25 protein-coding genes are annotated in these 23,370 nt (G+C 69.1%); 4 read left to right on the plus strand and 21 right to left on the minus strand.

Going from position 1 to position 23,370, the window contains the following annotated elements; translation table 11 throughout:
* Positions 1-46 precede the first annotated feature (46 nt).
* The 5 genes from AB7I40_RS01515 to AB7I40_RS01535 all read right to left on the minus strand — a co-directional run bounded on the left by AB7I40_RS01515 (position 47) and on the right by AB7I40_RS01535 (position 2,342).
* On the minus strand, positions 47-781 hold the full coding sequence (locus AB7I40_RS01515; RefSeq protein ID WP_428346694.1) for a hypothetical protein: 735 nt from the start codon (positions 779-781) through the stop codon (positions 47-49).
* 27 nt (positions 782-808) lie between these two features.
* Complete coding sequence (locus tag AB7I40_RS01520; protein ID WP_428347910.1) at positions 809-1,015, minus strand: hypothetical protein; 207 nt, start codon at positions 1,013-1,015, stop codon at positions 809-811.
* Positions 985-1,143, minus strand: a complete 159-nt coding sequence (locus AB7I40_RS01525) for a hypothetical protein (protein ID WP_428346692.1) — start codon at positions 1,141-1,143, stop codon at positions 985-987. The genes AB7I40_RS01520 and AB7I40_RS01525 overlap by 31 nt, the downstream gene beginning before the upstream one ends.
* Positions 1,144-1,794: 651 nt before the next feature.
* The gene (locus AB7I40_RS01530) at positions 1,795-2,178 is read right to left on the minus strand and encodes a VOC family protein (RefSeq protein WP_428346691.1); all 384 of its coding nucleotides are present in this window, start codon (positions 2,176-2,178) and stop codon (positions 1,795-1,797) included.
* Complete coding sequence (locus tag AB7I40_RS01535) at positions 2,175-2,342, minus strand: hypothetical protein (RefSeq protein WP_428346690.1); 168 nt, start codon at positions 2,340-2,342, stop codon at positions 2,175-2,177. Before AB7I40_RS01535 ends, AB7I40_RS01530 begins: the two co-directional genes overlap by 4 nt.
* A gap of 92 nt (positions 2,343-2,434) precedes the next feature.
* Here AB7I40_RS01535 and AB7I40_RS01540 point away from each other — a divergent pair, with 92 nt between their 5' ends.
* On the plus strand, positions 2,435-2,989 hold the full coding sequence (locus tag AB7I40_RS01540; RefSeq protein ID WP_428346689.1) for a CGNR zinc finger domain-containing protein: 555 nt from the start codon (positions 2,435-2,437) through the stop codon (positions 2,987-2,989).
* A gap of 27 nt (positions 2,990-3,016) precedes the next feature.
* On the opposite strand, the gene AB7I40_RS01545 is transcribed toward AB7I40_RS01540, so the two are convergent.
* The 7 genes from AB7I40_RS01545 to AB7I40_RS01575 all read right to left on the minus strand — a co-directional run bounded on the left by AB7I40_RS01545 (position 3,017) and on the right by AB7I40_RS01575 (position 8,329).
* On the minus strand, positions 3,017-4,105 hold the full coding sequence (locus AB7I40_RS01545; RefSeq protein ID WP_428346688.1) for an alkaline phosphatase family protein: 1,089 nt from the start codon (positions 4,103-4,105) through the stop codon (positions 3,017-3,019).
* A gap of 19 nt (positions 4,106-4,124) precedes the next feature.
* Positions 4,125-4,475: a UBP-type zinc finger domain-containing protein gene (locus AB7I40_RS01550; protein ID WP_428346687.1), complete on the minus strand. Its 351-nt coding sequence runs from the start codon at positions 4,473-4,475 to the stop codon at positions 4,125-4,127.
* A gap of 86 nt (positions 4,476-4,561) precedes the next feature.
* Entirely contained in the window at positions 4,562-4,855 is a 294-nt protein-coding gene (locus AB7I40_RS01555; protein WP_428346686.1) for a putative quinol monooxygenase, read from the minus strand.
* A 45-nt stretch (positions 4,856-4,900) separates the two neighbouring features.
* Positions 4,901-5,695: an HAD-IIA family hydrolase gene (locus AB7I40_RS01560; RefSeq protein WP_428346685.1), complete on the minus strand. Its 795-nt coding sequence runs from the start codon at positions 5,693-5,695 to the stop codon at positions 4,901-4,903.
* Positions 5,696-5,713: 18 nt separating this feature from the next.
* The gene (gene ligD / locus AB7I40_RS01565) at positions 5,714-6,610 is read right to left on the minus strand and encodes a non-homologous end-joining DNA ligase (RefSeq protein WP_428346684.1); all 897 of its coding nucleotides are present in this window, start codon (positions 6,608-6,610) and stop codon (positions 5,714-5,716) included.
* Between the two features lie 4 nt (positions 6,611-6,614).
* Positions 6,615-7,379 (minus strand): L,D-transpeptidase family protein, encoded by a 765-nt coding sequence (locus tag AB7I40_RS01570; protein ID WP_428346683.1) that lies wholly within the window; start codon positions 7,377-7,379, stop codon positions 6,615-6,617.
* Positions 7,376-8,329 carry a DNA ligase gene (locus AB7I40_RS01575; protein ID WP_428346682.1) on the minus strand — a complete coding sequence of 318 codons (954 nt, stop codon included), beginning with the start codon at positions 8,327-8,329 and terminating at the stop codon, positions 7,376-7,378. The genes AB7I40_RS01570 and AB7I40_RS01575 overlap by 4 nt, the downstream gene beginning before the upstream one ends.
* 102 nt (positions 8,330-8,431) lie before the next feature.
* Between AB7I40_RS01575 and AB7I40_RS01580 the strand changes: the two genes are divergently transcribed.
* Both AB7I40_RS01580 and AB7I40_RS01585 read left to right on the plus strand, forming a co-directional pair.
* Entirely contained in the window at positions 8,432-9,337 is a 906-nt protein-coding gene (locus AB7I40_RS01580; protein ID WP_428346681.1) for a Ku protein, read from the plus strand.
* Positions 9,338-9,433: 96 nt separating this feature from the next.
* Positions 9,434-10,192, plus strand: coding sequence for a VOC family protein (locus tag AB7I40_RS01585; RefSeq protein ID WP_428346680.1), 759 nt, complete (start codon positions 9,434-9,436; stop codon positions 10,190-10,192).
* 3 nt (positions 10,193-10,195) lie between these two features.
* Here AB7I40_RS01585 and AB7I40_RS01590 read toward each other — a convergent pair whose 3' ends face one another.
* The 5 genes from AB7I40_RS01590 to AB7I40_RS01610 are packed head-to-tail and all read right to left on the minus strand — an operon-like array spanning position 10,196 to position 19,158.
* The gene (locus tag AB7I40_RS01590) at positions 10,196-11,476 is read right to left on the minus strand and encodes an ArgE/DapE family deacylase (RefSeq protein WP_428346679.1); all 1,281 of its coding nucleotides are present in this window, start codon (positions 11,474-11,476) and stop codon (positions 10,196-10,198) included.
* Complete coding sequence (locus tag AB7I40_RS01595) at positions 11,473-12,534, minus strand: ABC transporter permease (RefSeq protein ID WP_428346678.1); 1,062 nt, start codon at positions 12,532-12,534, stop codon at positions 11,473-11,475. The genes AB7I40_RS01590 and AB7I40_RS01595 overlap by 4 nt, the downstream gene beginning before the upstream one ends.
* The gene (locus AB7I40_RS01600) at positions 12,531-13,430 is read right to left on the minus strand and encodes an ATP-binding cassette domain-containing protein (RefSeq protein ID WP_428346677.1); all 900 of its coding nucleotides are present in this window, start codon (positions 13,428-13,430) and stop codon (positions 12,531-12,533) included. Before AB7I40_RS01600 ends, AB7I40_RS01595 begins: the two co-directional genes overlap by 4 nt.
* A gap of 17 nt (positions 13,431-13,447) precedes the next feature.
* Positions 13,448-18,283 carry an NAD-glutamate dehydrogenase gene (locus tag AB7I40_RS01605; protein ID WP_428346676.1) on the minus strand — a complete coding sequence of 1,612 codons (4,836 nt, stop codon included), beginning with the start codon at positions 18,281-18,283 and terminating at the stop codon, positions 13,448-13,450.
* Between the two features lie 59 nt (positions 18,284-18,342).
* Complete coding sequence (locus AB7I40_RS01610; RefSeq protein ID WP_428346675.1) at positions 18,343-19,158, minus strand: tryptophan 2,3-dioxygenase; 816 nt, start codon at positions 19,156-19,158, stop codon at positions 18,343-18,345.
* Between the two features lie 58 nt (positions 19,159-19,216).
* Between AB7I40_RS01610 and AB7I40_RS01615 the strand changes: the two genes are divergently transcribed.
* On the plus strand, positions 19,217-19,699 hold the full coding sequence (locus AB7I40_RS01615; protein ID WP_428346674.1) for a DUF2505 domain-containing protein: 483 nt from the start codon (positions 19,217-19,219) through the stop codon (positions 19,697-19,699).
* On the opposite strand, the gene AB7I40_RS01620 is transcribed toward AB7I40_RS01615, so the two are convergent.
* From AB7I40_RS01620 to AB7I40_RS01635, 4 genes are read right to left on the minus strand one after another with little or no spacing between them, the layout of a single operon-like run.
* A complete protein-coding gene (locus tag AB7I40_RS01620; RefSeq protein ID WP_428346673.1) occupies positions 19,692-19,880 on the minus strand; it encodes a hypothetical protein in 189 nt (62 codons plus the stop codon). The genes AB7I40_RS01615 and AB7I40_RS01620 overlap by 8 nt on opposite strands.
* The gene (gene pruA / locus AB7I40_RS01625; RefSeq protein ID WP_428346672.1) at positions 19,877-21,523 is read right to left on the minus strand and encodes an L-glutamate gamma-semialdehyde dehydrogenase; all 1,647 of its coding nucleotides are present in this window, start codon (positions 21,521-21,523) and stop codon (positions 19,877-19,879) included. Before pruA ends, AB7I40_RS01620 begins: the two co-directional genes overlap by 4 nt.
* A gap of 31 nt (positions 21,524-21,554) precedes the next feature.
* Positions 21,555-21,905 carry a DUF6912 family protein gene (locus tag AB7I40_RS01630; RefSeq protein WP_428346671.1) on the minus strand — a complete coding sequence of 117 codons (351 nt, stop codon included), beginning with the start codon at positions 21,903-21,905 and terminating at the stop codon, positions 21,555-21,557.
* Positions 21,902-23,329, minus strand: a complete 1,428-nt coding sequence (locus AB7I40_RS01635) for a WS/DGAT/MGAT family O-acyltransferase (RefSeq protein WP_428346670.1) — start codon at positions 23,327-23,329, stop codon at positions 21,902-21,904. Before AB7I40_RS01635 ends, AB7I40_RS01630 begins: the two co-directional genes overlap by 4 nt.
* Positions 23,330-23,370: the final 41 nt, after the last annotated feature.

Below are 23,370 nucleotides of genomic sequence, written 5' to 3' on the forward strand. Positions count from 1 at the left end.
ACCAGGTCTGCGTCGGGCACTCGCCAGCCCGACAAGTCATCGGCTGTCACTGACCGTCCACCTCCCGCTCATTCGCAGCGCCGAGCACGTCCATTAGGTCTTCGACCGTCGCGAAGAAGCTACCCATGCGGCCTTCGAGAGCTCCTTCGATGATTTCCAAGGATCGCAGTAGCCGCGGAAGCGTGTCTTCGGCGATGATCACTTCCCGACCGCGCTGGGGATGCCTCAGACGCTCGAAGACCGCGACGCTCTCGCGGAAGACCTTTACGGTCGGATCCTGTCTGACCTCCACCCGCCCTAGCACGAGGGCACTGTGGCGTCGACGTGCATTGAGGTCCGCCGCGCGACTAGCTGCTACCACGCGCCTGGCGGCGCGCATGATCACGCTCGGAACGGTCACCCGGACGTCCGGCGCCGGGCCGTCCCCAGCCGGGGAGCTTTCCTCCAGGTCGCCGGAGCCAAGGATGTCTTCATGCTTCGCCCACGCGTCTGACAGGTCGCGGGAGGGCGTTGTCATGTCGCTGTAGGCGGGAACAGATTCGACGTCCGTCAGGACGTCGGGAAGTCCATTTACTAGGTCGCGGATGCAGTGACCCGCGATCACCAAAGATCCACGCCGCAGCGGTTGTTCTCCAAGGGCATCGATTGCACGGCCGTAGAGGTCCGCGAACAGCTCGTCACGCTGCGCCAACGCACCTTGGAGACGGCGCCTACGGGTTATCCAGAGGCCGTCGACCGGCTCAAGAGCTTGGGATACGTCGACCCCATCGCCGTTGCTCATCGTCCCCCAATCGCCGAGATGCTGAAGCTAGCCGATGTTGGGACGGTGCTCGTGCCTCATCCCGCGAGAACGCTGTGGGAACGTACACTTCTCCTCGATGGTCGGGTCGTCAAGGAAGCCCTGGAGCGGCCCGAAACCGCTCACCCGGGCCACCAGTTCGCCGACCATCGTGGCCGGATCGGGGACCGGCACCACCGCACCGGTCAGGCTGCGCTCGTCGTGGTCCCGCACCACGCCTTCGGCGATCCGCCGAACCAGCCCTGCCTCCTGCTGTCAACCCCCTCATGACGCACCTGCTCCCGCACGCGGGCATCCAATTGTTCGATCAGGCTTTCGTGCGATTCCGCATAGGTCGCGGTCATGGGTCCCCTTCCCCGAATCGTGAGGTCCGCGCCTCATCTAAACCAAGGAAGTGCGATCTGAAAACACCTGAGCAACCGAAACTGTGGACAACCCGACCATGTGACTGGCGGTTGCGACAGGTATCTCCCGTTATGGCGGTTTCATGGTCGAACAATTACGCCGAAAACCCTGGGGTCGGCTGTCATAGAATGGTCACACCTCGGGGCCGCATTCGCAGGGACAAGATCGTCATGGGAATCGGCAATTGCGCCGCGCGAATGGCCAACGGCGTTCTGGCGATCGCCCTGGAAGCCATGCGCCCATCTCGGACAACTGAGGGAGCGACCTAGAGATCCTCGCACGTGACGGCGTCGCAACGTGTGACGCAATTACCTCGGAGGTGGAAAAGGAACATTTCGGAGAGTTCGGGCGCCATATTCATTGGCTCCGCGTCGGTTCATGGACGTGCCTCATTCAGAGCCGTTGCCTCGAGTCCTATCGTGCTTGGGATTCCATGAACGGATTCTCAAGGACTGTGACGGGAAAAGCTTCAACCCCACACCCGACCAATGTCTGCTTTGTGGGTGCACGATCCGACTGCAGCCTGACCAGGCAGGACCGAAGCTCGCAGTGGCCCCCTGCCCCAACCGCGCCCGACGGCTGAACGCCCCCTACTCAACCGCCACGGGCAGATCGTCCGGCTCCACAGCCGCCACGCTGATCAGACAGAACTCGTTGCCCTCAGGGTCGGCGAAGACCTGCCAGGGCTGCCCCGGCTCGTGGACGTCAGAGACCGGCAGCGCCCCCAGCCGCACGGCCAGGTCCCGGGTGGCCGCGAAGTCCGCCACCTCCAGATCGAGATGAAGCCGGTTCTTGTGGGTCTTGCGCTCCCCCACGAGCTGCAGGCTCAGCATGAGTCCACCACCCAGCGGTGCCACGTCCAGCCAGTCCTCCGCGCCGGACCGAACAGGACTCGACCCCAGCAGACCCGCCCAGAACTCCGTCTCGCCCGCCAGGTCGTTGACATCGATCACGACCGCCGAGGCCCTGATCACGCCAGGCTCCGCGACATCCCCGCCGCCCTGGCACACGTGATCTCGTACGCGGTGCCGCGACCAGCCCGGCGTGGACTACGGCGCCGCTGCCGGCGTCGTTCCCGCTCGATCGACTCCTCGTCGATCCGGATGAACTGCTCCACCACATAGCCCCAGTGACTCATCACTACCTCCGAACGCCTCGTCTGCAACACCACCAATCACGCTACAGCGGTGTCGCAGTTCATGCAACCACCAAAACCGTTACACTGGTGACATGGCCCCTGACGACCTCCCTCGTCCCGACGTGCCGGCCGCTATCGCGGTCGTCCGGGACTTCGTCAACACGACCGATCACGAGACCGGCGCGGACGACCTCACGACACCGGCCGACCTGAGCGACTGGCTGCACGCCGAGGGCCGGCTCTCCCCCCGGCGCGAAGCCACGCAGGACGAGTGGGCACTCGCCCTGCGCCTGCGCGCCGGCCTGCGGCGCGCCCTCGAACGCAACCACGAGGGACTGACCGACCCCGACCCGGCCCTGGCCGCGGTCCTCGCCGAGCTCCCGATCACCCTGACCTGGACCGAGGCCGGACCGACCCTGACGAGCACCGCGACCGGCGTTCTCGGCGCGCTCGCGACGATCGGCCTGGCAGCGCACACCGCTGCTGTCGACGACCAGTGGTGGCGTCTCAAGATCTGCGCCGCCGACGACTGTGCCTGGGCCTACTACGACCACTCCAAGAACCGCTCGCGCAACTGGTGCGAATACGGCTGCGGCAACAAGGTCAAGACCCGCGCCTACCGCGCCCGCCAGCGCTCCGCGACCTGAGCCCCCAGGAGACCCAGGAGCGAAGACCTAGGAGACGTTGAGCGGCTTCATCCGCGGCAGCGTCCCACCCGGCACCTGCGGCAGCCCCAACAGCTTCATCACCAGTCCGGCCACGTCGATGTTGCGGATCGGCTGCCTCCCGGCGTACGACGGCCGCCCGGAGCCAGGCGCCTTGCGTGCCGGGTTGAGACCGTAGAGGCCGACCCCCTTGGCGACCCCGGCCCCCCACACCATGAACGGGACCCGGTAGTCGGCCAGCAGCGTCGGGACGCTGTGGCTGAACGAGCCCTTCGGCCCGCCGTGGTCAGCGGTCAACACCACGACCGTGTGCGCCTTGAGCCACGGGTCCCCCGCGATCGTCCTGAGCACCGTGCGGACCTGGGCGTCGGTCTGCCGGACGGCGGCGAGGTATTCAGGCGACATCCAGCCGTAGTCGTGACCGGCCGCATCCGGGAGGGCCAGGTGCAGGAAGCTCAGGTCGTCAGGGTCCTTGACCAGCTGCTCCACGAGGTCGGCCACCAGGACGTCAGGGTCCGCGAAGTCGAAACGGGTCAGCTTGTTGCGACCGTCGTCTGCGCCCACCCGGTCGAGGGCCCCATGGCGGGCATCCCAGGAGCGCACCAGGAAGCCGAACTTGTCCTTGGAGGTGTAGAGCGCCGTCGAACGGCCCCGGTCGTGGGCGACGTCGAAGATGCCGGCCACGTAGTGCCCCGCCGTGCTGCGCAGGGTGGCGCCGTTGTCCTCGTTGAACGTGACGTGGTGTCCGTCGGGGCCCAGGATCCGGCGCCCGGTCATCATCCCCGTGTGGTTGGGCAGGGTCTTGGTGATCTCGACCGCGGTGCGGGCGCCCAGGGTCGTGGCCCCGTGGTTGCGCAGCCGCTGGAAGCCCGGCGTCTTGGCCGCACCCAGCACGGCAAGAGACCGGGGGTTGAACCCGTCGACCGAGATGGCCACGACGATCGTGGCCGGCTTGGCGGCTTCGGACACCACCTGCGGCTCGGTGCGGTTGCCCGGCACGGGGCTCACAGCATCCGACGAGTCGTTCGAACAGCCCGCCAGGACCGCCAGGACCGTCGCGGCGATCAGGGCTCGCAGGGATGCCGGCGGGGTCGTCACCGGTTCATCCTCCCACCACTCAGCGGTGCACGTGCTCCATCCAGTCAGCCGGCACCCGCGCCCTGGGGCCGGGCACCCCCTGGTCGGCGGGATGGCTGGTCGGCTCCGCCAGCTCGGGGCCGTCGAGCGCCACGCTGTCCTCGAAGTCCCAGAACCAGTCCTCGCCCGGCTCGAAGCTCTGCATGAACCGATGACCGGTCGCCTGGAAGTGCGCCGTGCCGTGCTGGCCCGGGGAGGTGTCGCAGCAGCCGACGTGCCCGCACGCCGCACAGCGGCGCAGGTGGACCCACCAGCCGCCGGCGGCCTCGCACTCGGCGCAGCCGATGCCGCTGGGCCCGACCTCCAGATTCATCTGCCCCTCGTCACTCATGGCGACGACGCTACCGCGCCCCGGCGTACGCCGGATCCGCGACCAGGACGCAGATCCACCGGTCGTCGAGGCGGAGCACGAGGACCTCAGCCGACGTGGGCCAACGGGTGGATCGCGATGTCCCCCGCGAGGTGGTCGGCGGTCGAGCCCATGGCGGCCGCGATGTGCGCGGAGGCCATGTGGGCGTCGAGGTCGGCCTGGCTGCGCCACGACTCGACCATGACGAACGTCCCCGGAGCCGACAGCGACTCGAACAGGTCGTACTCCACGCAGCCCTCCTCCCCGCGGGTCGCGGCCACCAGGGTCGTCAGGGCGTCCCTGACGACAGCCTCGGACCCGGGTTTCGCCGGGATGGTCGCAACGACGTGGAGATCGCTCATGTGACGTGCCTCTCGCTAGGGTCGTCCCACCCTAGACCGGACCCGCTAGAGCGAGGTGTCATCGATGAGGTCGATGAGGTCGGCGATCGAGTCCACCACCTTGGTCGGTCGATAGGGGAACGTCTCGATCTGCTCACGGCGCGTCGACCCGGTGGTGACCAGCACCGTGCGCAGTCCCGCCTCCAGGCCGCTGATGATGTCGGTGTCCATCCGATCGCCGATCATCACCGTGGTCTCCGAGTGCGCCTCCAGCCGGTTGAGCGCGCTGCGCATCATCAGGGGGTTCGGCTTGCCGATGAAGTAGGGCCGTCGTCCGGTGGCCGTGCTGATCAGGGCGGCCACCGAACCGGTCGCGGGCAGCTTCCCCTGATGGCTCGGGCCGCTCGCGTCGGGGTTGGTGGCGATGAACCGCGCCCCGTCGTCCACCAGCCGGATCGCGCGGGTGATCGCCTCGAACGAGTAGGTGCGGGTCTCCCCGAGCACCACGTAGTCGGGGTCGTGGTCGGTCATCACGTAGCCGATGTCGTGCAGGGCGGTCGTGAGGCCGGCCTCCCCCACGACGTACGCCGAGCCGTGCGGACGCTGGTCGTCGAGGAACTTGGCGGTCGCCAGCGCCGAGGTCCAGATGGCATCCTCCGGTACGTCGATCCCGCTGCGCAGCAGCCTGGCCCGCAGGTCGCGCGGGGTGAAGATCGAGTTGTTCGTCAGGACCAGGAACGGTCGGCCGGAGGACTTCAGCTTCTCCACGAACTCGGCGGCCCCGGCGATCGGGTCCTCCTCGTGCACGAGGACGCCGTCCATGTCGGTCAGCCAGGTCTCGATCGGGCGTGGCAGGGTCATGCGGCCATTGTGTCGGACTCAGCCGGCGAACAGGTCCCCCAGGTCCGCGACCCGGTCGAGCACCTCCTCGAACCGGCAGTGCTCCAGCGCGAACTCGTCCTCGGCCCCCTCCTCGATCTCCGCCCAGCTGCGCGGGGTGGCCACCCACGGCTTCTCGCGCCCTCGCAGCGAGTAGGGCGAGATGGTGGTCTTGCTCCCGGAGTTCTGCGACCAGTCCAGGAAGACCTTGCCCGAGCGCTTCGACTTGGTCATCGTCGCGGTGACCAGGGTCGGGTGCTCGGCCTGGAGCTCCTCGGCCACCTCGCGGGCCATCGCCGTGGTCTCCTCCGGATCCATCCTGGAGCCCAGATGCGCGTAGAGGTGCAGCCCCTTGCTGCCGCTGGTGACCGGCAGGCTCGCCAGGTCACGCTCGGCCAGCTTGTCGCGCACCAGCAGCGCCACCCGGGCGCACTCGTGCAGGCCCGCCGGCTCCCCCGGGTCGAGGTCGATCACGAGCCGGTTGGCCTTGCGCGGCTTGCCCTGCTTGGTGACCGTCCACTGGTGCACGTGGAGCTCGAGACTGGCCAGGTTGACCAGGTAGGTCAAGGTGGCCAGGTCCTCGATGATCGGGAAGACCAGGTGGTCGGAGTCGTGGGTGGCGGCCCGCGACCCCGTCGTGGGTACGTCGGCGGTGCGCACCCAGCGCGGGCAGCCGGCCGGCACGTTCTTCTCGTAGAACGACTGCCCCTGCACACCGTGCGGCCACCGGATCCGGGTCACCGCCCGGTCCGCGAGGTGCGGCAGCAGCACCGGTGCGATCCGGGCGTAGTAGTTGAGCACCTCCCCCTTGGTGGTGCCGGTGCGCGGATAGAGGACCTTGTCCAGGTTGCTCAGCTTGAGCGTGCGACCCTCCACGTCGACCTGGATCTCGCTCACCGGCTCAGCGACCGATCGCGATCACGGGCACCCGTGCCGGGTCGAGCCGGACCATGAGTGCCTTGAGGAAGGGGCGCGGCCCGCTCACACAGCCCGCGGTGGCCCCGCTGCCGTTGACATGCAGGAAGATGCCGGAGCCCCGGTGTCGCACCTGGCCGGCGTAGTTGAATCCGGTGACGAGCGAGAACTCGTACTGCTGGCGGTAGTCGCGCAGCCGCTCGCTGGAGTTGTCGTTGCTCGAGGGCAACCACCAGCGGAACCCGCCCTGGGCCTTGTTGCGGTAGCGGTTGTAGTAGGCCGACCGGTTGTCCTGCACCCAGTAGTCCCCGGCCCGGATGACCCGGTGGGACAGGTCCCACCCGGGTCGCTGGGCGTGGGTGCCGAAGCTCGAGAGCAGCCGGTAGGTGCCCAGCGGCGTGGTGCCGGTGCCCTGCTTGCGTCGGGTCCCGAGCACCAGGCCGCCGTACCCGATCCGGCCCTTCGCCTCGAGGCGTCGCTCCCACCCGCCGGCGCCCTTGCGCCACAACACCAACCGGGCCCGGTAGCCGGTCGTGTGGTTGACCGTCACCACCTGGGTGGTGCCGGGTCGCAGGCCCACCCGGACCCCGTCGAGTCGCACCGTGGTCGCCGCCAGGGTCGAACTCGCGGCCGGGCCGTGAGTCGGGCCGGTGGCCGGGCTCGGGGCGGCCGGTGCGGAGGCGGGCACCAGGAGCCCGGTCGCCAGCAACGGCACCGCCATCAGGTGGATCGCCAGGGGGAATCGCTTCACGACTGCTCCTTCAGGTCGTCAGGGGTGAGGTCGTCGCGCAGGCCACGGTACGACGGCTGCCTGAGCCGGCCCTGCCCGGAGAAGCCCAGGGACTCCACGTCGACGACCAGGACGGGCTCCACCCAGCGGGTGCCGAGGGCGTCCAGCCGGGGCACCTCGTCGACGAACGGGGAGTCCGCCCGGGACAGGGGCTCGAGGAGTTCGCGCAGCAACGGGCCCACCTTGCCGGCGATGCCGCTGCCGACCCGGCCACGGTAGAGCAGCCCCTGCGCCGTCGGCTCCCCCACCAGCACCGCACCGAGGCGGGTCTCGGAGCCGACCTCGGGACGCCAGCCCCCGACCACCCAGCTGGTGCGGCGGCGGTGTGGGAACTTCAGCCAGTCCTTGGTCCGGGTGCCGAACACGTAGCGGGAGGTCAGCAGCTTGCTGACCACCCCCTCGAGACCCTGCTGCTCGGTGGCCCCGAACAGCATCGCGCCGTCGTCGTACGTCGCCGGCACCTGCCAGTGGACGTCCGCGAGGCCCAGCGCCTCGAGCTGTTCACGACGCTGGGCCAACGGTTCCCCGGTGAGGTCGTGACCGTCCAGGCGCAGCAGGTCGAAGACCAGGAAGGTGACCGGCGTGACGTCGACCAGCGCCGCGGCGCGCCGCGGGTTGCCCACGTGCATGCGCTCGGCCAGGCGGGCGAAGCTCGGCCGGCCCCCGTCGCCGGCGTCGAAGGCCACGATCTCGCCGTCGAGGAGCAGGTCCCTGCCCGCGAGCCCGGCCAGCTCGGGGAAGGAGACACTCACGTCGTTCTCGTTGCGGCTGGTCAGGCACACCCCGGGCCCACCCGGGGAGCGGCGGGCGGTGACGTCGGCGAGGACCCGCATCCCGTCCCACTTCACCTCGTGGATCCATTGACTGCCAGTGGGTACATGGCTGCCACGGGTGGCGAGCATCGGACGCATGGCGACCATTGTGTCGGTAGCCGCCAGGTGCGCGACGAGGCGACCTGCCTGATACTGGAGTGACAACAGGGCCGGTCGGCCGGCGTACGAGAGAGGCATCCCATGCGTGCGATCTGGAAGGGTGCGGTGTCCTTCGGACTGGTCAGCGTGCCCGTCAAGCTCTACTCCGCCACCGAGAGCCACGACGTGTCGTTCCGGCAGGTGCACGCCAAGGACGGTGGCCGGATCAAATACCAGCGCGTCTGCTCGATCGACGGCGAGGAGGTCGCCTACGCCGACATCGCCAAGGGCTACGAGACCGAGCACGGCGAGATGGTGATCCTCACCGACGAGGACATGGCGCAGCTGCCGGTGACCTCCAGCCGTGAGATCGCGGTCGAGAAGTTCGTGCCCACCGACCAGATCGACCCGATGCTGTTCGAGAAGTCCTACTACCTCGAACCCGAGAAGACCGGCGCCAAGCCCTACGCGCTGCTGCGTCAGGCGCTGCTCGATGCCGACCGCATGGCCGTGGTCACCGTGGCGCTGCGTCAGCGCACCTCGGTCGCGGTGCTGCGCGTGCGCGACGACGTCATCGTGCTCCAGACCATGATGTGGCCCGACGAGGTGCGCCAACCCGACTTCACCATCGAGACCGGTGAGATCAAGGACGCCGAGGTCAAGATGGCCCAGATGCTCGTCGAGACCCTGGCCGGGGACTTCGACGCCAGTGACTACGACGACGACTACGCCGAGGCCGTCGAGACGCTCGTCAAGGCCAAGGTCGAGGGAGGCGAGGTCAAGAAGACCGAGACGGCGGCCAAGTCCTCCGGGGAGGTCGTCGACCTGCTGGCCGCGCTGCAGCGTTCGGTCGAGGCCGCGAAGACCGCCCGCGGCGAAGATGCCCCCGCCGAGAAGCCGGCGAAGTCCGGGGCGGCGGCGAAGAAGTCCGCGGCGAGCAAGACCGCGAAGAAGACCACGGCCAAGAAGGCGGCCACCCGCAAGGTCGCGAAGAAGAAGGCCAGTTGACCCCGTCACGCCGATGACTTTCCCGCCTCACCGGTGTCGACACTGTGACGCCCGCTCCACGCAGCCGGGCGGCCGACCCGATGAGGAGGAACTTCGATGACATTCGCACCTGGCGCGCCCTGCTGGATCGAGCTGTTCACCCCGGACACCGATGCCGCAGCGTCCTTCTACGGCGCCCTGTTCGGCTGGGACTGCACCGCCGCGTCCGAGGAGTACGGCGGCTACCGCAACTTCCTGCGCGACGGCGCGCCGATCGCCGGGATGATGGCCAACGACGGCTCCATGGGTCCCAACGCCTGGTCGGTCTACCTCTCCAGCGATGACCTGGGCGCGACCCTCGACAAGGCGACGTCAGCCGGCGCGAGCGTGGTGGCCGGTCCGATCGAGGTGACCGGCCTGGGGCACATGGCGTTCGTGGTCGACCCGGCAGGAGCAGCCGTCGGCGTCTGGCAGCCGCTGGCGCACGAGGGCTTCGCCACCACCGGCGAGGACAACTCGCCGGCCTGGTTCGAGACCCTGAGCAAGGACTACGACGCGGCCGTGCCCTTCTACCGCGACGTCTTCAGCTGGGACGTGCACACGATGAGCGACACCGCGGACTTCCGTTACAGCACCTTCGGTGCGGACGAGAACGCGAAGGCGGGGATCATGGATGCCTCCGGCTTCCTGGGCGACTCCCCCTCGCGGTGGCAGTTCTACGTCGCCGTGGCCGACACCGACGCCGTGGTCGCCCAGGCGATCGCTGCCGGTGCCGCCTTGGCCCAGCCGGTCGAGGACACTCCCTACGGCCGGCTGGGGGCGCTCATCGACCCCGCCGGGGTCGCATTCAGCATCATGGGACCCAACCGGGGGTGATCCTCAGTCGCGACTGCCACATCGTCGCAGCGCCAGGACGATCAGGGACCGGGTCACAGCGATCAGCTCCTCGATGACCACGTGCTCCAAGGGCGCGTGGGCCAGCAGCTGGTCGCCCGGCCCGTAGTGCAGCGTGGGGATGCCTCCGATGCCGGAGTAGAGCCGCAGATCGCTCCCGTAGACCGCCGCACACGGCTCCCCGGCCACCCCACCGGTGGCGCGTACGGCGTCCTGCACGTCACCGACCAACGGGTGGCCGACGTCGAGACGGCCCGACGCGAACTGCCCACCCGGCCACGTCACGACCGGACGGTTCTCACGCAGCCAGGGCTCGGCCAGGCAGGCCTCGGTGACGGCATCCTCGAAGGCCGTGCGCGCGATCCGCGGGTCCTCGTCCAGCAGCACGCCGTACCGTCCCTCGGCGACCAGCTTGTCGGGCACGCTGCTGGCCCAGTCCCCTGCAGAGACGATCCCCACCGACAGGGCGTAGGGATGGCTGATGTCACCGAAGAGCGGGTCCACGGACGCGTTGCGAGCAGCCTCGAGCCGCATCAGCGCGGCATGCACCGGGAGGAAGCTGTCGAACGCGCTGACCCCAGTGGTGCGCATCGATCCGTGGGCCGAGCGGCCGGAGATCTCGATCCGGAAGGTCAGGGCCCCGGCGTTGGCGACCACGAGACGCCCTCCGGTGGGTTCGGTGATCACCGCCGCGTCGGCACGGTGGCCGCGGCGCAGGGTCGCGAAGGCTCCGAGCCCACCGTCCTCCTCACCGACCACGAAGTGCAGCCCGAGGGGACTGTCCAGGGTGACGCCGGCGGCTCGCAACGCCTGGGCGACCCCGAGGTTCGCAGCCGCTCCGGCCTTCATGTCACAGCTGCCCCGGCCGTAGAGGCGCCCACCGTTGATCTCGGCCGAGAACGGGTCCTGGCCGTGCCAGGACTCCGGGTCGCCCGGCGGTACGACGTCGAGGTGGCTCTGCAGCACCAGCGCCGGGACCCGCTCGACGGGAGCCGTCGACCCGACCAGCCCCCACGCAGCCTCGCGCTCCACCTCCGCACCCGGGAACCACGGGTCGGCCTGCAGCTCGGGCAGGTCGATCTCCCAGTGGTCGACGTAGAGACCCTCGGACTGCATCAGGTCCGCGGCCACTTCCTGGACCTCCACCTCGGCCAAGGTGCCCGAGACGCTCGGGACCCGGACCAGGGCCGCGAGCCGCTCGACGAGCAGGTCCTCGTCGAGGTGGGCGAGCACTCGTCGCTCGAGATCGGTCAGCTCTCCACTCACACGGTGTCCCAGCGGAACAGACGGGCCGCGATCAGCGTCAGGGCCGCCGCGAACGCGAGCAGGATCAGCATCGGGACGATGGCGGTGCTGGGGCTCTCGCCGCGCACCATGACGTCGAGCATGGCGTCGTTGAGGTGCCGCAGCGGCATGGCCTTGGAGATCACCTGGAGCCACTGGGGGGCGCCGTCCAGGGGGAAGAAGGACCCGCTGAGGAAGGCCATCGGCAGCACCAGGAAGTTGGCCACGTTGACAGCGCCCTCGGTCGTCTTGGCGATCGCCCCGGCGAAGAGGCCCAGCGCCATGAAGCACAAGGTGCCGCAGGCCACCAGGGGCACCGCCATCCACCAGGCACCGCTCAGGGTCAGCCCAAAGGCCACCGTGCCCAGGCCGAGGAAGATGGCGGTCTGGACGAAGGCGATCAGCAGAGTGGCCACGATCCGGGCCCCCACGATGGTGCGGGTGGGCACCGGCGAGAGCTGCAGGCGGCGCAACAGCTTGGACTGTCTCCAGCCCTGCAGGGTCGTGGCTGCCCCGAACGCCGCGCTCATCGCGATGGCCCAGCCGAGCAGCCCCGGGGTCACGAAGTCGATGACCTTGAGGGACTCGTCCTCGACCCGGACCACCTGGAGCTCATAGGTCGGCGGTTGCCCGGTGGCCGCGATGTTGGCACCGTTGACGAACGCGTCCAGCGCACCCTGGGTCATCGCCGCCCTGACCTGGTCGGTCTCGGTGTAGTGCGCGATCAGGGTGTCCCCCCGCTGCTCGATGGCGACGTCGGCATCGCCCTTGCGGACCTCCGCGATCGCTGCGTCGAGATCCGTCTCCCGGGTCACGTCGAAGGTGTCGTCCCAGGCCTGCTTCGCACCAGCTGGCAGGTCGTCGACCAGCGCCACGTCACCCACCTGGACGAGGTCGATCTTGGACGCCCCGGTGTCGGTGAAGATCGCCCCGAAGAGCACCAGGAACATCAAGGGGAAGACGATCGCGAAGAACACCGACGTGCGGTCGCGGATGAAGCCGCGCAGGATGGCGGCCGCCAGGGCCATGAACGCCGTCATGCGCGGTACTCCCGCCCGGTCACGTCGAGGAACACGTCCTCCAGCGTCGCGGCCTTGACCTGCAGGCCGTCGAGACGGTTGTCGGCCGCGAGACGGGTCAGGACCTGGGAGGGCTGGCGGGTGGTGAGCACCAGCCCTCCGCCTTCCTCGTCAGCCGAGTCGACCCCCTCCAGTGCCGCACCCTCGGCCGCGGTGAGCTGACCGGCCCCGACCGAGATCCGCACCGGAGCGTCGAGTCCTCGCACCAGGGCCGCCGGGCTGTCCAGCTTGAGCAGGATGCCGTGGTCCATGATCGCGACCCGGTCGCACAGGGCCTCGGCCTCCTCCATGTAGTGGGTGGTCAGCACCACCGTGCGTCCCGACTCGTTGAGGGAGGAGAGCAGGTCCCACAGGTTGCGTCGCGCCTGCGGGTCCAGCGAGGCCGTGGGCTCGTCGAGGAAGAGCACCTCGGGGTCGTGCACGAGCGCGATGGCGATCGAGAGCCGCTGGGACTGCCCTCCGGACAGGTCCTCGGTGCGGGTGTCGGCCTTGTCCGCGAGACCGACCCGTTCGAGCCACTCGTCGGCGATCGTGGGAGCGACGCCGTACAGGGCGGCGAAGGTGCGGATCTGTTCGCGCGTGGTCAGGCGCTCGAAGAAGGCCGAGGCCTGCAGCTGGACGCCGAGGCGCGGCAGCAGCCGGTCGTTGCGCGGCCAGGGGCGCTCGCCCAGCAACAGGATCTCCCCCGAGTCCGGTTTGCGGAGGCCCTCGATCAGTTCCAGCGTGGTGGTCTTCCCGGCTCCGTTCGGACCCAGGATCCCGAAGAACTCACCTTCGGCAACCTCGAAACTCACCCCGTCGACTGCGCGCAGCTCCCCATAGGACATCCGGAGGTCGGTGACCTCGATAGCTCCCATGCCGCCACGTTAGCGGTCTAGGCCAGGAGGCCGCGCACCACCCGCAGGCCCACCGACATCCGGGCCAGGTCCGGGTTCTCCTCCGCACAGATCTCCTGCAGCGTCGCCGCGGCGCGGCTGACCACCAGGCCGTCGGCGTCCTCCCACGCGGCGACCCGGACCTCGGCGGAGTCATCGGGCGGTGTGCTCGTGAGCACCTGGGCCGTCAGCTGGGCGTGGACGCCGTGCAGGTCGTCGCGCAGGGCAGCCCTGGCCATGGTCTGCCAGCGGTCGTCGCGCGGCAGCGCCAGGATCCGCGACACCAGCCCCGGCAGGCCCAACCGCTCACCGAGGGCGAAGTGCACCTTGGTCACCTCGACAGGGTCGAGACCCTCTCGATCCGCGGTCTCGATGATGCCCAGGGTCGCGTAGGCCGACGGCAGCACCGCGACCTTGGTCGCCAGCTCCTCCGGTACGCCGAGCTTGGTCAGCGCGTCGCGTCGGTCGATGAACGACTGGAGCTCGCGACCACCCATCAGGTCGGGAAGCTCGGCCATCACCTTCTGCGCGCGGACGCTGAAGAACTCCACGGTGCCTTCGCTGTCGAGCGGAGGGCGCCGGTTGTTGACCAGCCAGCGACTGGCTCGCTCCACCAGCGTGCGCATCTCGATCCGCATCCGGGTCAGCAGCTCGGCCGGGATCCGGTTGTCCCAGGTGGAGAGCTCCTCGCGCATGGCCAGCGACCCGAAGATCTCCCGGGCCACGAAGTTGGCGCGGGTCAGTTCCGCAGGACTGGCACCCGTCTCCCCGGCCAGCCGTGGCCAGAAGGTCATCCCCGCGCCGTTGATGAAGTCGTTGACCACCTGCGTGACGATGATCTGGCGGCGCAGCGGGTGGTCCTCCATGGCCGCCCGGTAGTCCTGTCGCATCCCGGCCGGGAAGTAGGCGAACAGGTCGCTGCGCAGGTAGGGGTCGTCGGGCAGGTCCGAGTCGATGAGCTCGTCGGCGAGCACGATCTTCGTCCACGCCAGCAGCACCGACAGCTCGGGGGTCGTCAGGCCCTCGCCACGCTCCAGCCGACGCCGTACCTGACGCGACGTGGGCAGGCCCTCGAGCTCGCGGTTGAGGACACCGCGTCGCTCCAGCTGCTTCATCCAGTCCTCATGCACGTGCAGCAGCGAGGGAGCGTTGGCCGAGGCGTTGGCCAGCGCCAGGTTCTGCTCGTAGTTGTCGCGCAGCACCAGGGCCGCGACCTCGTCGGTCATCGAGGCCAGCAGCCGGTTGCGCTGCTTGCCGGTCAGGTCGCCCTCGGCCACCACCCGGTCGAGCAGGATCTTGATGTTGACCTCGTGATCGGAGGTGTCGACCCCGGCCGAGTTGTCGATGAAGTCGGTGTTGATCCGCCCGCCACGCTCGGCGTACTCGATGCGGCCCCGCTGGGTCAGGCCCAGGTTGCCGCCCTCGCCGACGCACTTGGCCCGCAGGTCACGACCGTTGATCCGGATGGCGTCGTTCGCCTTGTCGCCGGCCTCGGCGTGCGTCTCGTCGGCCGCCTTCACGTAGGTGCCGATGCCACCGTTCCAGAGCAGGTCGACCGGGGCCTGGAGGATGGCCTGCATCAGCTCGGCCGGAGTCATGCTCACCCGGTCGGCGTCGATTCCCAGGGCCGCGCGGACCGCGTCGTTGAGCGCGATCGCCTTCAGTGAGCGGGAGAAGACCCCGCCACCCTCGGAGATGAGCGAGGTGTCGTAGTCCTGCCACGACGAGCGCGGCAACCCGAAGAGCCGCTTGCGCTCGGCGAACGAGGCTGCCGCATCGGGAGTGGGGTCGAGGAAGATGTCGCGGTGGTCGAAGGCGGCCACCAGCCGGGTGTGCTCGGAGCACAGCATCCCGTTGCCGAACACGTCACCGGACATGTCGCCGATCCCGGCCGCGGTGAAGTCCTCGCTCTGGCAGTCGATGCCGCGCTCGCGGAAGTGGCGTTGCACCGACACCCAGGCGCCGCGGGCGGTGATGCCCATGGCCTTGTGGTCGTAGCCCACCGATCCCCCGGAGGCGAAGGCGTCGCCCAGCCAGAAGCCGTAGGCCTGGGCCACCCCGTTGGCGATGTCGGAGAACGTCGCTGTGCCCTTGTCGGCAGCGACCACCAGGTAGGAGTCGTCGCCGTCGTGCCGGACCACCCGCTCGGGGGGAACGTTCTGGCCCTCCACCAGGTTGTCGGTGATGTCGAGCAGGCCGGAGATGAACGTGGTGTAGCTGGCGATGCCCTCCGCCATCCACGCCTCGCGGTCAGCGGGGTCCGGCAACTGCTTGGCGAAGAAGCCTCCCTTGGCGCCGACCGGCACGATCACCGTGTTCTTCACCATCTGGGCCTTCACCAGACCGAGCACCTCGGTGCGGAAGTCGTCGCGTCGGTCAGACCAGCGCAGACCACCGCGCGCCACGGCACCGAAGCGAAGGTGGACACCCTCGACGCGGGGCGAGTAGACGAAGATCTCGTACTTCGGCCGGGGCTCGGGCAGGTCGGGAATCGCCGACGGCTCGAGCTTGAACGACATGTAGGAATGCACCTCGCCGGTGCCGGCCGACTGGAAGTAGTTGGTGCGCAGGGTGGCCCGGATGATCGTCAGGTAGGAGCGCAGGATGCGGTCGTGATCCAGGCTCGCCACGTCGTCCAGGGCGCGGGCGATCCGCTTCTCCGCCGCCTCGCAGCGACTGTCCCGGTCGCTGACATCGGGGTCGAAGCGCGCCTCGAACAACGTCACCAACAGCCGGGTGATGTCGACGTTGTTGCGCAGGGCGTCCTCGATGTAGTCCTGGGCGAACGGCGTGCCGCCCTGACGCATGTACTTCGCATAGGCGCGCAGCACCGTGGCCTGGCGCCAGGTCAGCCCTGCGGACAGCACGAGCGAGTTGAACCCGTCGATCTCGTTGTGGCCGTCCCAGATGGCGCGCAACGCGTCCTGGAACCGACCACGGGAGTCTGCCGGCAGCGCCTTGCCGTAGCGCAGCCCGAACTCGTAGATGCGGCTGGGACGCGGCAGGTTCTCCAGCTGGTAGGGCCGCTCGTCGACGACCTCGACCCCCATGGAGGACAGCATGGGCAGCACCTCGCTCAGGGAGAGCGGGTTGCCGATGCGGTAGACCTTGAGCCGTGCCTCGCCCCGACCGGCGTCGAGCTGTTCGTAGAGCGCCAGGTCGATGCCCAGGTCCCCGCTGATTGCCTCCAGGCGGCCCAGGTCCACCGAGCCGGTGCGAGGTGCGAAGTCCTCCTTGTAGGCCTCGGGGAACGAGTCGGCGTAGGTGCGCGCCAGACGGGCACCGGCCTCCTCGCCGTACTCGGCGGTGACGGCGTTGATGAAGTCCTCGCGCCACGAACGCGCAGCCTCGGTGAGCCGGCGCTCGAGGTCCTCGATGTCCACCTCGCCGATGAGCTCACCCTTGGGTGGGCGGACCACGAAGTGCACCCGGGCGGTGGCGGACTCGTTGATCCTGGTGGTGAACTCGACCGACTCCCCGCCCAACCTCTCCTTCAGGATGGCGCTGATGCGCTCGCGGACCCCGGTGTTGTAGCGCTCCCGTGGGAGGTAGACCAGGCAGGACAGGTAGCGCCCATAGGCGTCGCGCCGGATGAAGAGCCGCAGCTGACGGCGCTCGCGGGTGTACATCACGGCCTCGGCGATCGGGGCCAGCTCGGCCACCGGGGTCTGGAAGAGCTCGTCGCGCGGGTAGTTCTCCAAGGTGTCCATGAGCGCCTTGCCCGCGTGGCTGTTGGGCTCGAAACCGACCAGTCGCTGGACGTCGGCAGCCTTCTCGCGCAGCAGCGGGATCCGGGTCAGCGACTCGGTGTAGGCAGCACTGGAGAACAGTCCGAGGAAGCGCCGCTCACCGACCACCTCGCCGGCCTCGTCGAACGCCTTCACCCCGACGTAGTCGAGGTAGGCCGGACGGTGCACCGTCGAGCGTGAGTTGGCCTTCGCGAGGACCAGCAGCGTCTTCTCGCGGGCCTTGGCCTGCACCATGGGGGGCAGCTTGCCCGAACCGGCGTTCATGTCCGGGTCCGCGCGCAGGATGCCGAGCCCCGTGCCTGGTACGCCGCGCAGCTGGTCGTCCTCGCCGTGTCGTTCGAGCTGGTACTCCCGGTAGCCGAGGAAGGTGAAGTGGTCGTCGGCCAGCCAGCAGAGCAGCTCCTTGCTCTGCTCGAGCTCGGTGTCCGACAGCGGCGGCGGGCTGGCGTCGAGCTCGTCGACGATGCTGCGCACGCGTGCCTGCATCCGGTCCCAGTCCTCGACACTCTCGCGCACATCACGCAGCACGCGTTGGATGACCGCCTCGAGCTCGGAGAACTCCGCGTCGTCGGGCACCCGGTCGATCTCGATGTGCATCCACGACTCGCGCAGCCGCAGGCCGTCGCCGCGACTGGCGTCGTCGGCGGGCCGGACGTCCTTGAGCTCGCCGGTGATGTCGCGCTCGACGTCGAACTGGGGGTGCACCACCACGTGGACGTTGCGCTGCTCGCCCGCCAGCGCCATCGTCAGCGAGTCGACGAGGAAGGGCATGTCGTCGGTGACGACCTCGACCACCGAGTGGCCACCGGCCGACCAGCCGTTGGCGGCGACCGTCGGGGTGAACACGCGCACCTGCGCCGTGCCCTGGGGCCGGTTGCCGGCGATCCGGTAGTGAGAGGCCAGAGCGCCGTAGAGATCGACCTCGGAGCGGTCGCAGACGTCCTCGGGGGCGACGTGGCGGTAGTAGGCCTTGAGCAGCGCCCCCACGGTGTCGTGAGGCGGGCCACCGGTGCCTGTTCGATGGGTGGCCAGGTCAGTGGCGCGCGCGATCAGGTCGGACTTGTTGTCTTCGAGCGTTGAGGACACATTGCGACACTAGATCCGCAGGTGCGACGGCCACAACACGGCCCCCTGAACAACCTGCGTCACAGCGCTGAACGCAACTCCCACAACAGCGGGTAGTACTGCATCGGCAACCGGCTGCGCAGGTAGGTCGCGCCGCTGGATCCGCCGGTGCCGGACTTGGCGCCGATCATCCGCTCCACCATCACCACGTGTCGCGCCCGCCAGCTGGCCGCCAGCTCGTCGTGCTGCAGGAGGGCCTCGGACAGTGCCCAGACCTCGGCGTAGGCGGAGCGGTTGTGGGCGGCGGTGCGCATCGAGTCACGGATCTCGTCGTCGGTGCCGGCAGCCAGTCCGCGGGCGCCCAGCACGTGCACGAAACCGTCCCAGAGGCTGGGCTCGGCCAGGCGGGCATCCAGGTGCTGCTGCTCCTGGGCGGTGATGCCACGGAAGCGCTCGACGTAGGAGGCGTCCTTGGCCCCGGAGAGGAACTCCAGCTCACGGAACTGCACCGACTGGAAGCCGCTGGCCGGTGCCAGCCGCTGGCGGAACTCCAGGAAGTCCTGGGGGGTCATGGTCTCCAGCACGTCGACCTGGTGCACCAGGACCCGCTCGATGACGTGCACCCGGTTGAGCAGGTGCTGGGCCCACCAGACCCGGTCCGAGCTGGCGCCGGTCGCCGACATCATGGCGTCGCGCGCGGCCCCCGCCTCGTGCAGCAGCTGCTTGAACCACAGCTCGTAGACCTGGTGGATGGTGATGAACAGCAGCTCGTCGTGGGCAGGCGGGTCGGACTCGAGGTGCTGGGAGTCCAACAGCTGCGGCAGCCGGAGGTAGGAGCCGTAGGTGAGCTGGGCGCCCTGCTCGCCGAACGAAACGAAGGTCTCTTCCTGGGTCATGTCCGACACCCTGCCATGATGAGCCGCGAGACACCCGCCTGCCTGAAGGGACCCGCAGATGAAGAAGCTGACCCACGAGCTCACCTATCCGGGTGCCAGCCTCGACCAGGTCGTGGCGATGCTCGCCGATCCGGCCTATCGCGAGGCGGTCTGCGATGCCCAGCGGGTGCTGCGCAGGAGCGTCAGCGTGGAGGGTGCCGGGGCCGGCATGCGCGTGCGGCAGGAGCAGGTGCAGGCGAGCACCGGCATCCCCGGATTCGCCAAGAAGCTGGTCGGCGACGAGATCACCATCGTCACGGAGGAGACGTGGTCCTCCGACACCGCCGCCGCGGTCACGGTCAGCCTGCCCGGCAAGCCGGCCGACATGGCCGGATCCATCAGCGTGGTCGATAGCGGTGGGGCCGTGGTGGAGATTGTCGTCCTGGAGATCAGCGTGAGCATCCCCTTCGTCGGCGGCAAGGTCGAGAGTCTGCTCGTGGACCTGATGGGCTCCGCGCTGTCCAAGGAGAACGAGGTCGGCAGGACCTGGCTGGCTACGTGAGGTCCCGATCCGGGTCCGTGCTCGCCGACCCGGACTCGTCGTCCTCCTCCTCGCCTGCCGCGTCGCGCTTGCGGACGACGTACACGACGATCGCCAGAGCCGCGAACGGCCCGAAGGCGAGCAGGAACACCAGCACCTGCTCGAACGGGTGCAGCGCACCCATGTGGAGCGGCTGGATCACTGGTCGCCTGTCGGGGTGTCCATGTAGGGGTAGCGATAGTCCTTGGGCGGCACGAACGTCTCCTTGATGGAGCGCGGGCTGGTCCAGCGCAGCAGGTTGACCGCTGCCCCGGCCTTGTCGTTGGTGCCCGACGCCCGGCCCCCACCGAAGGGCTGCTGTCCGACCACGGCACCGGTCGGCTTGTCGTTGACGTAGAAGTTGCCGGCCGCGAACCGCAGCGCCTGGCGTGCCCAGGCGATGGCGCCGCGGTCCTGGGCGATGATCGCCCCGGTCAGGGCGTATGGCGCGAACGACTCCAGCTGCGTGACGACCTGCTCGAAGTCCCCGTCCTCGTAGACGTGCACGGCGAGGATCGGGCCGAAGTACTCGGTGTTGAACATCTGGTCGGTGGGGTCGGTGGACTCCACGACGGTCGGGCGCACGAAGTAGCCCACCGAGTCGTCGACCTGACCTCCCGCGAGCACCGTGAGGTGCTTGTTGCGCTTCGCCCGGGCGATCGCCGCCTTGTGCTTGGCGAAGGCCCGGTCGTCGATGACAGCACCCATGAAGTGGGAGAAGTCCGTGACGTCGCCCATCGAGATCGCGTCGACCTCGGCCAGGAACTGGTCCTTCAGCTTGGTCCACACCGAGCGGGCGATGTAGGCGCGGGAGGCGGCCGAGCACTTCTGGCCCTGGAACTCGAAGGCACCGCGGATCATCGCCACCCGGACCACGTCCGGGTCAGCACTGGGGTGGGCGACGATGAAGTCCTTGCCTCCGGTCTCCCCGACGATCCGCGGGTAGGAGCGGTACTTGGTGATGTTGGCACCCACGGTGGCCCACAGGTGCTGGAAGGTCGGCGTCGACCCGGTGAAGTGGATGCCCGCCAGGTCGGGGTGGGTCAGGGCGACCTTCGAGACGTCGAGACCGTCGCCGGGCAGCATGTTGATCACACCCGGAGGCATGCCTGCCTCCTCGAGCAGTTCCATCGTCAAGGACGCCGCCAGCTGCTGGGTCGGCGACGGCTTCCAGATCACCGTGTTGCCCATGAGAGCCGGTGCGGTCGGCAGGTTGCCCGCGATGGCGGTGAAGTTGAACGGGGTGATCGCGTAGACGAAGCCCTCGAGCGGTCGGTGGTCGGTGCGGTTCCAGATGCCCGGGCTGTTCGCGATCGGCTGGTCGGTGTGGATCTGCTTGGCGTAATGGACGTTGAAGCGCCAGAAGTCGATCAGCTCGCAGGCGGAGTCGATCTCGGCCTGGAAGGCGGTCTTGCTCTGACCCAGCATCGTCGCGGCGTTGATCCGCTGTCGCCACGGGCCGGCCAGGAGGTCGGCCGCCTTGAGGATGATCGCGCACTTCTCGTCGAACGCCAGCGCCTGCCAGGCCGGGGCTGCCGCTGCGGCCGCAGCGACCGCCGCCTTGGCATCGGCCTGGGTCGAGTTCTTCAGGGTGCCCAGCACGTGCTGGTGGTCATGGGGCTGGACGACCTTGATCTCGGCGCCCCCGCCGGACTTCTGCTCGCCACCGATGTGGGCCTTGAACGTGCGTTGCGTGCGCTCGAGTGAGTCGAGCTCGGCGACCAGGGCGGCCCGTTCGGGGCTGCCCGGGGCGTAGGTCAGGTTCGTCTCGTTGACCGGGGCCGGTGGGAAGGTGATCGCGTCCATGTCCGGATCGTGTCAGACCCGCAGCCGACCCTCAAATGCCCGGTGGCAGGAGCGCCTCGATCTCCTGGGTCGCGAACCAGGCGAGGTCGTCCTCGGGATCGGCATCGTCCGTGGTGTCGACATGGACGGCGACCACCTGCTGCAGGGAGGCGAGCCGGGCATCCGGGTCGGCCTCGACCACGACGACCACGCGCCGTCGTCGCCCGTCCTCCAGCCCGGCGACGAGCCCCGCGGACGCGTCGGCGGCCTCCATCAGGGCGGCGTACTCGCCCTCCTCGGAGTCATCAGGCGCCTCCAGCGCGCCAGCCAGGTCGATGCGGCCCTCGCTCCTCAGCAACACCAGCCGCTGCAGGGTCCCCGGCAGGTAGAGCCGGGGACTCACGTGTCGTCCTTGCGGGGCTTCTTGCGACCGCGCGGAGCGCGGGGTCGGCTGCTGCTCGCGGACTCCACGAGCTCCTCGAGGGCCTCGGTCAGGCAGTGCCCGAACACTTCGATGTCGGGCAGCGCATCCCGGTCCGCCGTGATCCCGTAGAAGACACTGCCGTCATAGGACGTCACCCCGATGGCCAGGGCCTGCCCCGGCAGCAACGGCTGGACCGGGTAGGTCTCCACCATCTCGGCGCCTGCCGCGTAGAGCGGGAACTGCGGGCCAGGCACGTTGGTGATCGACAGGTTGAAACCCTTGCGGAACTGGGTGAAGGCGACCCGCGCACCCAGGGCGTGGAACGTGGTCGGCGCGAAGCCGGAGACCCCAGCCAGCCGGTTGGCCGCCACGGCGCGGCCGGTCTCGGCGTGCGCCTTGAAGGCGTAGGAGACCTGGTGGAGGCGGACCACCGGGCTGACCTCCCCGATGGGCAGGTCCACCAGGTGTCCGGTGATCTGAGACCCGAGCGACGTGGCCTCGAGCTCGTCGTCGAACACCGACATCGGCACCATGGCCCGCAGGGAGCGATGGCCGCCGATGGAGCGTCCGCGCGTCATCAGCCAGGCGCGCAGCGCCCCGGTGATCGTCGCCAGGATGACGTCGTTGACGGTCCCCCCGTGTTCGGTCCGGATCTTGCGGTAGTCCTCGAGGTCGGTGCGCACCGCCACGAAGCGTCGCTGCTCGGAGAGCTCCCGGTTCAGCGGCGACTCCGGAACAGGGCGCCGGGCCGGGCCCAGTGGCAGGGAAGGCAGTGGCAGGCCTCTCAACGCCGAGTCGACGTTGCTCCTCGCAGTGCGTACGGCGGTCAGCGGCTCGTCGATGGACTCGCGAACGGCGTCGACCATCAGGGAGGTGGCCGAGGGCAGCCGGCGTGGTCGCCAGTCGTCGTGCAGGACCTCCTTGGGCAGCGGGCTCACGTCGAGGAGCACCTGCCCGAGGTCCACGGTCTCGACGCCGTCGACCAGGATCTCGTGCGACTTGGAGAGCAGGGCGACCCGACCGTCCCGTAGTCCCTCGATGAAGTAGACCTCCCACAACGGCCGGTGCCGGTCGAGCGGGCGCGACACGATCCGCCCCACGAGGTCGCGCAACTGGTCCATCGAGCCCGGTCGGGGCAGGGCTGAGCGGCGGACGTGGAAGGCGAGGTCGAAGTCGGGGTCATCGACCCAGACAGGGTTGGCCAACCGGGCCGGGACGAACTGGAGGCGCTGTCGATAGCGCGGCACGAACGCGATCCGGTCGGCGATCAGGGCGACCAGGGCATCGTGGTCGAACCCGGACGTCCCGGGGTCGAAGATCTCCACCGTCGCGTTGTGCATGGGCGTGGTCGGGGATTCCGCGGCCAGCAGGGCCACGTCGCGTCGTCGCAGTCGATCGCTCATGTCCCCCCTCGGGTCGGTGTTCGCTTGCTCGTCATGGGATT

Origin of the sequence: Nocardioides sp. (genome assembly GCF_050246775.1) — a bacterium.
Taxonomy (GTDB): Bacteria; Actinomycetota; Actinomycetes; order Propionibacteriales; family Nocardioidaceae; genus Nocardioides.

What these genes read in the sequence shown, in the direction of transcription:
- AB7I40_RS01515 (WP_428346694.1), bottom strand. Translation starts at nt 781, where the DNA reads ATGAGCAACGGCGATGGGGTCGACGTATCCCAAGCTCTTGAGCCGGTC.
- AB7I40_RS01525 (WP_428346692.1), bottom strand. Translation starts at nt 1,143, where the DNA reads ATGACCGCGACCTATGCGGAATCGCACGAAAGCCTGATCGAACAATTG.
- AB7I40_RS01535 (WP_428346690.1), bottom strand. Translation starts at nt 2,342, where the DNA reads ATGAGTCACTGGGGCTATGTGGTGGAGCAGTTCATCCGGATCGACGAG.
- AB7I40_RS01540 (WP_428346689.1), top strand. Translation starts at nt 2,435, where the DNA reads ATGGCCCCTGACGACCTCCCTCGTCCCGACGTGCCGGCCGCTATCGCG.
- AB7I40_RS01550 (WP_428346687.1), bottom strand. Translation starts at nt 4,475, where the DNA reads ATGAGTGACGAGGGGCAGATGAATCTGGAGGTCGGGCCCAGCGGCATC.
- AB7I40_RS01555 (WP_428346686.1), bottom strand. Translation starts at nt 4,855, where the DNA reads ATGAGCGATCTCCACGTCGTTGCGACCATCCCGGCGAAACCCGGGTCC.
- AB7I40_RS01560 (WP_428346685.1), bottom strand. Translation starts at nt 5,695, where the DNA reads ATGACCCTGCCACGCCCGATCGAGACCTGGCTGACCGACATGGACGGC.
- AB7I40_RS01575 (WP_428346682.1), bottom strand. Translation starts at nt 8,329, where the DNA reads ATGCGTCCGATGCTCGCCACCCGTGGCAGCCATGTACCCACTGGCAGT.
- AB7I40_RS01580 (WP_428346681.1), top strand. Translation starts at nt 8,432, where the DNA reads ATGCGTGCGATCTGGAAGGGTGCGGTGTCCTTCGGACTGGTCAGCGTG.
- AB7I40_RS01585 (WP_428346680.1), top strand. Translation starts at nt 9,434, where the DNA reads ATGACATTCGCACCTGGCGCGCCCTGCTGGATCGAGCTGTTCACCCCG.
- AB7I40_RS01595 (WP_428346678.1), bottom strand. Translation starts at nt 12,534, where the DNA reads ATGACGGCGTTCATGGCCCTGGCGGCCGCCATCCTGCGCGGCTTCATC.
- AB7I40_RS01600 (WP_428346677.1), bottom strand. Translation starts at nt 13,430, where the DNA reads ATGGGAGCTATCGAGGTCACCGACCTCCGGATGTCCTATGGGGAGCTG.
- AB7I40_RS01610 (WP_428346675.1), bottom strand. Translation starts at nt 19,158, where the DNA reads ATGACCCAGGAAGAGACCTTCGTTTCGTTCGGCGAGCAGGGCGCCCAG.
- AB7I40_RS01615 (WP_428346674.1), top strand. Translation starts at nt 19,217, where the DNA reads ATGAAGAAGCTGACCCACGAGCTCACCTATCCGGGTGCCAGCCTCGAC.
- pruA (WP_428346672.1), bottom strand. Translation starts at nt 21,523, where the DNA reads ATGGACGCGATCACCTTCCCACCGGCCCCGGTCAACGAGACGAACCTG.
- AB7I40_RS01635 (WP_428346670.1), bottom strand. Translation starts at nt 23,329, where the DNA reads ATGAGCGATCGACTGCGACGACGCGACGTGGCCCTGCTGGCCGCGGAA.